Raw genomic sequence first — 12,003 nt, 5'->3', positions numbered from 1 at the left:
GTTTTGAGTCGTTCTAAACTATACGACCCTTTGCCCGCGGGGGAATAGAGGTCGGCATAGCGACGCTTTGGCACGCGGCGGACATCCTGTGGTCAGGGTCTCGACCGCCGCCGCCTCGAAATGGAATCGGCGGCCGAAGCCGCCGATTCCTCTTCAGTTGCGCGAGACGTTTCACCTCCCAAGGAGGATGAAGACGCCGCCCGGCTCGCTCAGGGCATGTGCTGCATATGCCCACCCTGGAGCTGGAGCGGCGACGCCCCCTCGGCCACGTCGGCGACATCCCCGTCCGGCAGCACGATCGCGACGTTCTGCATCATGCCGCCATCCTCATGATCGAGGATGTGGCAGTGCAGCACGAACTCGCCGATGTAACGCTGATAGCGGGTCCGGATCTTGATCGTATAGAGGCCCTTCGGGTCGCTCGGCAGCAGACTCTTGATCCAGAGCGTGTCCTTCCAGACGCCCTTCAAGCCAGGATACTGAGGATCGGCCACCCCCGGCTGGCCGCCGTTGTTGTCGATGGCCCCCGGGACGCTGACATCGACGCCCTTGGGATCGATGATCGAGACGACCTGGAACGGATTGACGTGGATGTGGAACGGGTGGCTGACGAAATGCGATTGCAGCGTCCACTCGTCCACCCCGCCCAGCTTGAGCGCCCGGTCCAGCCGCGTGGGGTCGTAGGGTTCGGCCTGCTTCTCGTCCAGGGTGTTGCTCACCTCGAACTTGGTGTCGTCGGTGCTGGTGTCGATGAAGAAGGTCAGCTCCTGCTGGCCGGTGACCTCGCTGTCCGCGATATCCGGATGAGGGACGAACTTGGACAGCTTGAGGCCGGCCTTGAGATCGGCGACCACCGTTGCCTTGACATCATCCGGCATCTTGGCGTCGGCCTGGGCCACCAGGGCGTCCCTGACATAGTTGGTGTAGTCCGCGGGCGGCGCCGTGCCCGGCTCGACATCGACGAAGCCGAGCAGCGACGGGTTGGGGCTGTCGCCGTTGACCGACCCCGCCGCCGGGGAGGAGGCGTCGATCAGGCAGTAGCGGCCCGCCTCCGGGAACATCACCACCTCATCCCAGCGGTAGCCGGGCTGGAAGACCGTGAGGTTCGAGGCCTGCGCCTGCGCCAGGGTCAGCCCGTCCGCCGCGACCCGATAATGGGTAATGCCCGCGTCGCTGCAGGATTCCTGGATGAAGGCCTGGGCCTGCGCCGCGCTGAATGTCGCGGCGAGCCGGGCCGTGGGCCTCATCTTCACGATCCGGAGGCTGATCGTGTCGCGCACGCCGCCGTGGATCATCCGCCAGCGCTCGAGCTGCCCCTGTGTGGCCTTGAAGGTCGGCAGGACCTCGCCGTTGATCGAGGTGTAGCGCCCCGATTCGGGCCATTGCCCCGGGGAGAACAGGTCGTAGTTTTCGATCTTGCCGACATCGCCGGGGTCGCAGCGATAGGTCTTGTCTTCCGGAGGATTGGTTCGCTTGATCGATCCATCCGGGTTGCGGCAGGCATACTGGATCTGCTGGAACACCAGCACCCGGTCCGTCAACCCATCCAGCAGCGTGTCGAGATCGCCAGTCTTCGTGGGAGTCGGCTGCCGGTTGCCGCGGATGATCAGCGCCCCGGCCATGCCGCTGGAGACCTGCAGCGCGGTCGAGCCGTGGCGGTGGGTGTGGTACCAGAACGTCCCCGCCGGATGGTCGCCCGGGATGTTGTATTCGTACTGGAACTTGACGCCGGGGTTGATCGACAGCAGCACGTTGTCGCCATTGCCCGCCGGGTTCACCCACAGCCCGTGGGTGTGCAGGTTGGTGCCGTTGAAGCAATGCGGCCCGTTATGACCGTGATCGTCGGCCGTGCAGCTCGGGTCGGCCGGCAACTGGTTGTCCAGGTTGACCCGGATCGTGTCGCCCGGCACGGCCTCGATCGTCGGCGAGACGTAGGGGGTGTCCGGATTGACATCCGTGCCGTTGTAGCTGCGCAGATACACCTCGTCTTCGCGGCCCGTCGCCGGGTTGTAGATCTTTCCCGGCGTGTAGACGATGTTGAGGTCCAGCACCCTTTCATGCGGCAGCGCCCGCACCGTCGGCGTCAGGCTCTCCGGTGCGATCCCCGCGCCCAGCACCCGGGGGTTGCTGATCAGGCGCTCCGTGGTCTGTTGCGCCGAGGCCGGGATCGCGCCGAAGGCGGCCAGGGCCAGCCCGGCGAGCAGAAGACGTGCGATGGGGATCTTGGTCGTGACAGCCATATCATCCTCCGAAAATTGTTCGAATATCGAAATCTCAAAACATCCCGCCCCACGGGGCGCGCCGGCCGGTCAGGGGCCGATGCGCACCGTGACGCGCGGAACCTCCTGCTCGGTCGGAGCCCGCGCCGCCCCGCCGGTCTGGGTGATCGTCAGCCGGATGGTCACATGCCCATCCGCGATCGCCTCCGCCGGCAGGGGCAGCGCGTAGACCCCAGCGGTCTCACCGGCGCGCGGGCCGAAGGGCGAGATCACGCCGATGATCCGGCCCGCCGCCGTCGCAATGGTGACCTCCCGCCGGCCGACCGGGCCGACCTCCAGCTCGATCCAGGCAGTCTCGCCCGGCCGGAACGACGGCGGCAGGGGCAGCGTCCGCTCCTGCGCCGCCGCGTGCCCGCCGCCGAGCACCAGGATCGCGAGCAGGGCCGCGGCGGCGGAGCGCGGCATCGCCCTACCGCACGGACAGCGAGACGGCCTTGAGCACGACGGCCCGCTTGTCTTCGCCATGGGACGGCACCACCCGGATCTGCAGCTTTGCATCCGCCCCCGCGGCGAGGGCGGTGAAGGCCTGCAGCCTCCGCGGCAGCGGCACCGAGAAGGTCAGGTCCCCATGCATGTGCATGCCCGGCATCGGCGCGCCGAACAGGGCGAAGGTGCCAGCATAATAGGGGCTGTCGGCCGAGACATGGGTGACGCCCTCGGGCGCGTTGACCAGCACGTCGAACTCGCGCGGCCCGGCCAGCTCCATCGGCCGGCTCATCGTCACCGCCGCGACCAGCAGCCGGGCCTGGCCGGCGGCCAGATGGCCCTGGACCGCCGCGCGCGGCACGGTGAGCGTCGCGATGTTGGCGGCCACGGCGCTGCGGATCAGTGGCAGCGGTTCGGCGTTCGCCACGCTCGTCTGCGGGATGATCTGTTCCCCCGACCCCGGCTCGTAGTCGTAGTCGAACACGGCCTTGTCGAAATAATCCTCGGCCTTGCCGGCGACGATCGGATCGCCCTTGCCGTCGATGAAGAACAGGAACGGCTCGCCGAAATAGTCCGTCTTGTCCGCATCCGACGGGTTGGGCGACAGGCCCATCGCCACCTGCTTCCGCGTCCAGACGTCCCACAGCCGGTCCATGTTGGCGTGATGCAGGAAGAAGATCGGGTCGACCGGCGACAGGTTGTTGGTCATGTTGCCGAAGGGACCCGGCTGCAGATCCGAATCCGGAAGGGAGCCGTAGCCGCCGATGTAGTTGTGGACCTTGTTGTGCGGAAAGCCCTCGAGCGTGGAGAACACGGTCCTGCCGGGCGGCGGGACGTGATGCGACTTCGTGTGCGAGCTGGTGAAGCTGTTGACGGCGTCGGTGTCGCCGTTCTGCTCGGTGACGTTGAACCCCTCGGGCGACAGCCCCCCGAGGATCTTGTCGATCTCGACATTGGCGGCGGTCTTGTCGTCCAGCTTCGGGTTGTCGCGCGTCAGGTAGCGCGCGCCGCCGGTGATGACGAATGCCTGGTTCTGGGAGATCGGCACCGGATTGCCATCGCACATGGCATAGCCGAGGATGTCGCTCCAGACATCGTCGAGTTTCTTGTAGCCCCGCTTGGCCTGTTGCGCGAGTTGGGCGGGCGAGAAGCCGCTCCAGTACGTCGTCAGGGCCGGCTTCATGAAGTTGGTGAACGCCGTCACGCTGCCGGTATAGGGCAGGAAGGGGGCGCTCGACGGCGTCAGGCAGTCGTCGAACATCCCGTCCGGAATCTGCGGCAGCTGGGTCCAGTCCCAATAGGGCAGAACGAAGCTGTCCTCCTTGGTCACGGTGCGGATGGTCTGCTCGAAATATCCGATGTAGCCGCGGTGCCAGACATAGAACCACCAGTTGCCGTGCGGGCAGTCCATCATGTGCACGAAGGCGTTGCGGAACCAGTTGTGCGGATGGTCCGCCGGCAGCTTCAGCATCGCCTCCACGCCTTTGGCGTAGATGGCCAGCATCTTCTGGCCGGCCTCGCTGGTGACATTGGGGCGGGTGAATTTCGCGGCGGCCCGCGATGGCCTGAGCGGAATGGCCGCTGCACCGGCCGTCACGGCGGCGGCCACCAGAACGTCACGACGCGACAAATGGAATCCCGAGTTATCCATATCGATCCCCCAATAATCTGAAATTGAGAAGAGGCAATCCGAATTTATCGACCATCTGACCGGGCATATTCAAAATCTGAATCGCCGATTCTTCGAATACTGTAATACGAGATGGTGAAACTGCACCACCTCATCTATAACGTTTGATGTTATCTACTTTACATTCCTTTTATTAATTGCTTTTGAAATAAACTATATCTGCAATAACTCTTTTACTGCAAAAATCTATATATTAAAATATCCAGCAATCATCTGAAAGATCTGCTTAACATCAGATTAGGAGCCGTATCTCCGCGAGGAAAATATCGGGTCTCACGAAACGACGCACTCTGAGAGACACTATTCCCAATTCTGTCCAGAATTGCAATTCCTATTGCGCATCCGAATATAAAGATAAAATTTCACTAATTATCACGAAATTCCTTCTTATCACCGAAGCGCGACAAAGGAGACCTTCTCTCGTTTTAAGGATCCGGTCTTGACCTCATGCGCTCGAGACCAGCTTGAGCCCGATGACGCCGGCCAGAATGAGGGCGATGCAGAGCACCCGCATCGGCGCAACCGAGTCGCCCAGCAGCGCCATGCCCAGAATCACGGTGCCGGCCGCGCCGATGCCGGTCCAGACCGCGTAGCCGGTGCCGACCGGCAGCGTGCGGAGCGAGAGTGAAAGCAGAAAGACGCTCGACACGCCGGTGGCGACCGTCAGCAGCCCCGGTATCCATCGCGTGAAGCCTTCGGACGACTTCATGCTGAGGGCGAATGCGATTTCGAGAAGGCCGGCGATGCTCAGGAGTATCCATGCCATTGTGACAGATCCGTTCAAGGACTCGCCGGGCCTTGCGGCCGGGCGAGCTGTTGGGGGGTGGGAGCCATGTCAGGCGAGGGAACCGCAGCCGGTTCGATCCGCTGACGCGAATGTCAGCCGGGAAGGCTTCAGACCCGGCCGCCACATGGGGAGGCGAGCGCCTGCGACGGGACGTCGTCCTGCGCTGAGCGCCCGCCAATGGGGTGTTTCAAGCTTTGGCAGCGGCAGCTGGGGTGGAACGGAACGCGATCCCGAAGCGATTGAAGGCGTTCATCAGGCTGATCGCATAGGTCAGGTCGGCGAGTTCCTTGTCGTTGAACTCGGCAGCCGCCGCCTCGTAGTCGGCATCGGGAACGCCGGTTTCGGACACGCGGGTCACGGTTTCCGCCCAGGCCAGCGCGGCCCGTTCGCGGCGATTGAAGACTTCGCCCGCGTCGTGCCACACCGGCACCAGCACGAGCTTTTCCACCGCTAGGCCGGATTTGAGCAGGTCGCGCGAATGCATATCGATGCAGAACGCACAGCCATTGATCAGCGAAACCCGGAGATAGACGAGGTTGACCAGCTCTTTCGGCAGGCCGCTTCTCTGAACGGTGACGTACACCCCGCCGAAAGCCTTGTAACCCTCGGGCGAAGCCTTGGCGTAGTCGATGCGATTGCTCACGATGATCCTCATCTCTAACTGATTGAAGGATCCCAAACGTGATGCGTCTTGGCCTATTCGAGAAGGGCCATAAACCGGCTTCAGCACTAGGCCATGATCACCCCTGGGAGGGCCGCAGCCGCGGTCAAAGCAGCGCCAGGATGCGCCGTCCGAAGGCCTCGGCGGTGCCCCGGGAGTCGATGTTCGTGAAGTTGAGAAGCAAGGCCGACGGGCCATCGCCGCCCGCCGTCCAATCGGTCAGGGCTTCCCCGTACAGGCCATCTTCCCGCATGCGCGCGACCAGCCCGCGGTCCGACTGCCGGCCCTGCAGCCGCAGGATCAGGTGCATGCCCCCCGGCTGGGAATCGATCGGCATGTGCTTCCCCAGCACGCTTTCCAGCCCCGCTGCGGTCGCGTCCCGACGCTCGGCATAGAGCTTCCGCATCCGCTGGATATGGCGCGCGAAATGCCCTTCCTTGATGAAGGCGGCGACGATGGTCTGCGTCAGCTCGGGGCTGCCCCCGGCAAAGGCCTGGGTGATCTGCTCGAACCGCTCGACCTGCGAGTCCGGCACCACGAGATAGGCCAGCCGGATGCTCGGCAGCAGCACCTTGCTGAAGGTGCCGGCATAGAGCACGCGCCCGTCGCGATCCAGGCTCTTCAACGCCGGCAGGGGGCGGCTGACATAGCGGTATTCGCCGTCGTAATCGTCCTCGATGATCCAGGCGTCGGTCCGCGCCGCCCAGTCCAGCAGCGCCAGCCGCCGCGGCAAGGACAGGGACACGCAGAGCGGGCTCTGATGCGCCGGCGTGACCACGGCCGCACGCGCCCGCGGCGCCCGCTTGATCCCGTCGGAAACCACCATGCCGTCCCGGTCCACCGGCACCGAGACGCCCGCGATCCGCATATGGCCCAGCAGCTCCCGCGTCGGCGGGTATCCCGGATCTTCGAGCCAGACGCGATCCCCTGCCTTCAGCAGGGCATGGGCGATCAGCTCGATGGTGTTGCGGTACCCCGAGGTCACGAAGATCTGGGAGGGCGAGCAGCTGATCCCGCGCGACAGCTGGAGATAGGCGGCGATCTCGGCGCGCAGGGCCGGCAGGCCGTGGACGGGGGGATGGACCATGCCGGAGGGCTGCAGGGCGCGGACGCATCGCGCGCCCAGGCGGGCCCAGATCTTGCGGGGAAACGCATCCAGCGCCGGCAAGCCCATCTGGAACGGCAGGATCGAATCCGGACGGAAGCTGGTCACGGCGCTGCCGCGGTCGGATGGCAGCACCGTGCTGGCGACAGCCGCCCCTGGTTCGAGGCCCGGCGTCACGATGGTGCCCGCCTGGCCACGGGCCTGGATGTAGCCCTCCGCGGCCAGCAGGGAATAGGCCGTCTCGATCGTGCCCCGCGCCAGGCCCAGTTCCTTGGTCAGCGCCCTGGCTGAGGGGATGCGGTCGCCCGGCTTCAACACCCCGCTGGTGATGGCGCCGCGGAACCGATCGTAGATCTGCCGGTAGAACGGTGCGGTCGCGGCGGGATCCAATGGCGGGATGCTGCTGGGCTTCAGGGCGGCCATGGACCAGTCAACTTTGTGGATGGGCCAAAGCCGACTGTACCATGCGCGACTGGGCGATGGCCATCATGGACCAGTTTCAATGTCGGTTCATGGATCTGGGGCATGGGCCATCCAGCCCGTAGATTGAGGACTTCTCGCGTGGCGGCCGGCCGGCGACATCAGGAAACCCGGCGAGAACGGCGGCATTCGGCAAGAATTCGGAGATCGGACGATGAAGAAGATCCTGCGCGTCAGCTGCAGCCCCCGCGGCCAGGACACCGAAAGCCATCGGCTGTCGCAGAAGATCGTCGGTCTTCTGCAGCAGGAAGACCCGACCGCGATCCTGGTGGAACGGGTGATCGGCGATGGTTCCATCCCGCATGTCGATGCGGATTACGCGACATCCCAGGGGTCGTCCGTGGACATCCTTCACGGGGCGTCCATCGCCCTGTCGGACAAGCTCATCCAGGAGCTGGAGAGTGCCGATGTCCTGGTCATCGGAACCCCGATGCACAACTTCACCGTGCCCTCGATGCTGAAGGCATGGATCGACCATGTCGTCCGGGCCCGCCGGACCTTCAACGTGACCCCGGCGGGCAAGGTGGGCCTGCTGCGCGACCGCCCGGTCTTCGTCGCCATCGCCTCGGGCGGACGGTTTTCCGGGGAGCGCGCGCGCCAGCCGGATTTCCTGACCCCCTATCTGAAGGCCGTCCTGGGCATCACCGGGCTGCATGACCTGACGTTCTTCTCCGTCCAGGGAACCGGCTCGGCCCCGGAGGCCGTGGCCGAGACCCGGATCCAGACGGATCAGGCGCTACAGGACTATTTCTCCTCGCCCGCCCGCAGCGGACCGGACGCGTCGCCTACTGCAGCGACAGCCCCGGCGCCGCGCGCATGAAGTGGTTCGGGCCGACGGTGACGATGCTGTCCGTCGCCTGCCGGCTGGCGGTGCGGATTGCCTCGGCCCTGGCCTGGAAGGCGCCGCTGCCGGTGCCGCGCAGCTTGACGTCGGGGTCGGGCACTGCCGAGAGCAGCAGCTGGGTGTAGGGGTGGCGCGGCGCGCCGGTCACCGCCGCGGTGTCGCCCCACTCCACCATCTGGCCGGCGAACATCACCACGATCTCCTCCGCCACATGCGCCGCCGTGGCGATGTCATGGGTGATGTACAGCATGGCCAGGCCGCGCGCCGCCTTGGTCTCGGCCAGCAGCTTCAAGATGTCGAGCCGGATCGAGACATCGAGCATCGAGGTCGGCTCGTCCGCCACCAGGATCTCCGGCTCCACCGCCAAAGCGCGGGCGATGTTGACCCGCTGGCGCTGGCCGCCGCTGAGCTGGTGCGGAAACTTGATCGCGGCGATGTCGGGGTCGAGCCCGACCCAGCGCAGCAGCTCCGCCACCCGGGCCTCGACCGCCTTGGCCGTGGCGGCATGCCCGTGCAGCCGGATCGGCCGGGACAGGTGGTGCGAGACGTTGAACACCGGGTTCAGCGAGGCGAAGGGATCCTGGAAGATCATCTGCACCGCGCGGCGATAGGCCAACTCCCCCGCCCGCCCGGCCTGGGCCGTCACATCGGTGCCGCGGAACCGGACCTGGCCCTCGGTCGGCCGGTACAGGCCCGCTATCAGCCGGGCGCAGGTGGTCTTGCCGCAGCCGGATTCGCCGACCAGCGCGATGGCGCGGCCGGGCTGCAGCCGGAAGGTGACGTCGCGCAGCGCGGTGACCGCATGGTCGCCGGCGCCGAAGCGCATGCCGACGCCCTGCAGTTCGAGAAGGGCGGCTTCGGTCATGACAGGGTCCGCTCCCGCAACGCATCCGCCGGCGCGCCCGTCCCACCCTCCACGGCCGCCGCCGCCGGCAGGCGCGGGATCGCGTCCCACAGCCGGCGGGTGTAGTCGTGCTGCGGCGCCCGGGTGATCTGGTCGACCGGCCCCTGCTCGACGATCCGCCCGGTCAGCATCACCGCGATGCGGTCGCAGAACTGCGACATCAGGTGCAGGTCGTGGGTGATGAACAGGACGGAGAAGCCGAGCCGCGCCTGCAGGTCGCAGATCTGCTGCAGGATCTCGCGCTGGACCACGACGTCGAGCGCTGTGGTCGGCTCGTCCATGATGATCAGGTCGGGTTCCAGCGCCAGGCAGATGGCGATCACCAGCCGCTGGCGCATGCCGCCGGAGAACTGGTGGGGATAGTCGCCGACCCGCTTGGGGTCGATGCCCACCAACCGCAGCATCGCCTCGGCTTTCGCCCGCCCTTCCGCCCGGCTGCAGCCGGTGTGGCGGTACAGCACGTCGAAGAACTGGCGCTCGATCCGCAGCAGCGGATTGAGCGAGTTCATCGCGCTCTGGAACACCATGCCGATGCGGCGCCAGCGCAGTTTCTGCAGCGACGCCTCGTCGAGACGCAGCAGGTCGGTGCCGTCGAATCGGATCTCGCCCTGCCGCACCCAGGCCGGCGGCCGCGGCAGCTGGGTGATGGCATAGGCGATGGTGCTCTTGCCGCAGCCGGATTCGCCGGCCAGGCCGAAGATCTCGCCGCGCCCGATCTCGAAGGAGACGGTGTCGACCGCGACGAAGGATCCCTTGTCGAGCAGGTATTCGATCACGAGGTCGCGGACCTCCAGCAGCGGCGCGGTCATGCCGGCTTCCTCTCGCGGCGGCGCCGGTCGACCAGACGCAGCCAGCGGGTCAAGGCGGGGCCGGAGCGCAGCTGCGGGTTCGCCACCTCGTCCAGGGTGAAGTTGATCAGGGCCAGGCCGAGGCCGAGCAGGGCGATGGCGGCGCAGGGGGTCATGATGTCCCACCACGCCCCGACCGTGATCGCCGAGGCGTTCTGGGCATTGTACAGCATCCGGCCCCAGGAGACGCCGAGCGGGTCGCCGAAGCCGAGATATTCCAGCGTCACCTGGGCGACCACGGCGTAGATGATGCTGCCGACCAGGTTGATGCCGATGATCGAGGCCAGGTTGGGCAGGATCTCGACCCCGACGATGCGCCAGGTCGGCTCGCCCACCAGCCGCGCCGCCAGCACGAATTCGCGGTGGCGCAGCGCCAGGGTCTGGGCCCGCGTCACGCGCGCCCCCCAGGGCCAGGAGGTCAGCGCCACGATGGTGACGATGGCGCCGATCCCGGCATTGCCGAGGAAGGCGGCGAGCATGATCAGCAGCGGCAGATTCGGGATCACCAGCACCACGTTGGTGGCGAGGTCCAGCACCTCGTCCAGCCGCCCGCCGCGATAGCCGCCGATCAGCCCGACCGCGGTGCCGATCACGGTGATGACGATGCCGCCGGCGAAGCCGACCAGCAGCGAGGTGCGGGCGCCCCAGACCAGCTGGCTGAGCACGTCGCGCCCCACCCGGGTGGTGCCCAGCAGGTGCTCGGCGCTGGGCGCCTCATGCGGCCGCCCGACCCGCGCGGAGGGGTCGTAGGGCGCGATCAGCGGGGCGAAGACTGCGATCAGCACGAAGGCCAGGACGATGGCCAGGCCGATCGTCACCTTCTTCTGGCGCCACAGCCGTTGCATCAGGCCGGTCATGCCGGCTGGTCCCGGAGCCGGGGGTCGAGCCAGAGATAGGCGATGTCGACCGCGAGGTTGGCCGCCAGCGTCGCCAGGGTCATGATCAGCAGCTGGCCCTGGATCACCGGATAGTCGCGTGAGATCGCCGCCTGGAACAGGGTGAGGCCGAGGCCGGGATAGTTGAACACCACCTCGGTGACGATCGACCCGCCGAACACGCTGCCCAGCGCCAGCGCCAGGCTGGTCAGGTTCGGCAGCACCGCGTTGCGGGCGGCGTAGCTGAACATGACACTGGTCTCGCTGAGCCCCTTGGCCCGGGCCATGGTGATGTAGTCCTCGCCCAGCACCGAGATCATGTTGTTCCGCATCGTCGCCTGGAAGTCCCCGATCAGGAACAGCGACAGGGTGAAGACCGGCAGGATGGCGTGCCAGGCGACGCTGCCGAGGAAGGCGAAGGACAGGCCGGGGTCCAGCGCCGGGTCCCAGGCGTAGCCGAGCGGCAGCCAGCGCAGGCTGACCGCGAACAGGAACAGGGCGCAGATCGCGATCACCACCGGCGGCAGCGCCAGCAGCACCACGGCGACGGGCGAGACGATGCCGTCGAACTTGCTGCCGCGGCGCCAGGCGGAGACGGTGCCGAGCAGGCTGCCGAGGGCGAAGCTGAACACGATCGAGGTGGTGACCAGAAGCCCGGTCCAACCGATCGACCGGCCCAGCACCTCGACCACCGTCTGCGGGTAGTATTTGGTCGAGACGCCGAGATCGAGGCTGGCGATGCCCTTGAGGTAGACCCAGAACTGCTCCAGCAGTGTGGCGTCGCCCTGGCCGAAGCGCATCTTGATCGCCTCGATCATCGCCGGGGTGGCGCGCTTGCCGAACTGGGCGATCATCGCGTCGACCGGGCTGCCCGGCATCAGCCGCGGCAGCAGGAAGTTCATCACGATCGCGACCGCGAAGGCGATGGCGTAGATCAGCAGGCGTCGGTATGGAACGCGCATGCGGCCTCCCAGCCGGTCGGATCAAGGCTGTGCTGATGGGGTCGTCCTGTCACCCGCCGGCGTTCCACCCCCTCACCCTTCCGTCGCCGCTGGCGCCGGGCCTATCCCTCCCCCCGGAGGAAGGGCGTCGGGTGAGGGGGTG

General features: G+C 66.5%; 11 protein-coding genes. 1 reads left to right on the top strand and 10 read right to left on the bottom strand.

Translation table 11 applies throughout. The annotated features are described in order from the left end of the window. Positions 1-209: 209 nt before the first annotated feature. From AB4112_RS01360 to pdxR, 6 genes are all read right to left on the bottom strand, one after another. Positions 210-2,240, bottom strand: a complete 2,031-nt coding sequence (locus tag AB4112_RS01360) for a multicopper oxidase family protein (RefSeq protein WP_309801465.1) — start codon at positions 2,238-2,240, stop codon at positions 210-212. Positions 2,241-2,309: 69 nt separating this feature from the next. Further along, a complete protein-coding gene (locus tag AB4112_RS01355; RefSeq protein ID WP_309801464.1) occupies positions 2,310-2,684 on the bottom strand; it encodes a hypothetical protein in 375 nt (124 codons plus the stop codon). Positions 2,685-2,688: 4 nt separating this feature from the next. Then, the gene (locus AB4112_RS01350) at positions 2,689-4,335 is read right to left on the bottom strand and encodes a tyrosinase family protein (protein ID WP_309801463.1); all 1,647 of its coding nucleotides are present in this window, start codon (positions 4,333-4,335) and stop codon (positions 2,689-2,691) included. Positions 4,336-4,840: 505 nt separating this feature from the next. Further along, positions 4,841-5,161, bottom strand: a complete 321-nt coding sequence (locus tag AB4112_RS01345; RefSeq protein ID WP_309801462.1) for a DMT family transporter — start codon at positions 5,159-5,161, stop codon at positions 4,841-4,843. Between the two features lie 208 nt (positions 5,162-5,369). Further along, positions 5,370-5,825: a carboxymuconolactone decarboxylase family protein gene (locus AB4112_RS01340; protein WP_309801461.1), complete on the bottom strand. Its 456-nt coding sequence runs from the start codon at positions 5,823-5,825 to the stop codon at positions 5,370-5,372. Positions 5,826-5,949: 124 nt separating this feature from the next. After that, a complete protein-coding gene (gene pdxR, locus AB4112_RS01335) occupies positions 5,950-7,371 on the bottom strand; it encodes a MocR-like pyridoxine biosynthesis transcription factor PdxR (protein WP_309801459.1) in 1,422 nt (473 codons plus the stop codon). A 211-nt stretch (positions 7,372-7,582) separates the two neighbouring features. Between pdxR and AB4112_RS01330 the strand changes: the two genes are divergently transcribed. After that, the gene (locus tag AB4112_RS01330; protein WP_309801458.1) at positions 7,583-8,248 is read left to right on the top strand and encodes an FMN-dependent NADH-azoreductase; all 666 of its coding nucleotides are present in this window, start codon (positions 7,583-7,585) and stop codon (positions 8,246-8,248) included. On the opposite strand, the gene AB4112_RS01325 is transcribed toward AB4112_RS01330, so the two are convergent. From AB4112_RS01325 to AB4112_RS01310, 4 genes are read right to left on the bottom strand one after another with little or no spacing between them, the layout of a single operon-like run. Beyond that, entirely contained in the window at positions 8,214-9,137 is a 924-nt protein-coding gene (locus AB4112_RS01325) for an ABC transporter ATP-binding protein (protein WP_309801457.1), read from the bottom strand. The genes AB4112_RS01330 and AB4112_RS01325 overlap by 35 nt on opposite strands. Further along, entirely contained in the window at positions 9,134-9,985 is an 852-nt protein-coding gene (locus AB4112_RS01320; protein ID WP_309801456.1) for an ABC transporter ATP-binding protein, read from the bottom strand. Before AB4112_RS01320 ends, AB4112_RS01325 begins: the two co-directional genes overlap by 4 nt. Then, positions 9,982-10,881, bottom strand: a complete 900-nt coding sequence (locus AB4112_RS01315) for an ABC transporter permease (RefSeq protein WP_309801455.1) — start codon at positions 10,879-10,881, stop codon at positions 9,982-9,984. Before AB4112_RS01315 ends, AB4112_RS01320 begins: the two co-directional genes overlap by 4 nt. Further along, entirely contained in the window at positions 10,878-11,861 is a 984-nt protein-coding gene (locus tag AB4112_RS01310) for an ABC transporter permease (RefSeq protein ID WP_309801453.1), read from the bottom strand. Before AB4112_RS01310 ends, AB4112_RS01315 begins: the two co-directional genes overlap by 4 nt. Between the last annotated feature and the right edge of the window lie 142 nt (positions 11,862-12,003).

It is taken from the genome of Inquilinus sp. 2KB_23, from assembly GCF_052115705.1.
GTDB lineage: Bacteria > Pseudomonadota > Alphaproteobacteria > DSM-16000 > Inquilinaceae > Inquilinus > Inquilinus ginsengisoli_A.
The sequence above is the reverse complement of the archived record's forward strand: the minus strand, read 5'-3'. Positions and strand labels throughout refer to the sequence as shown.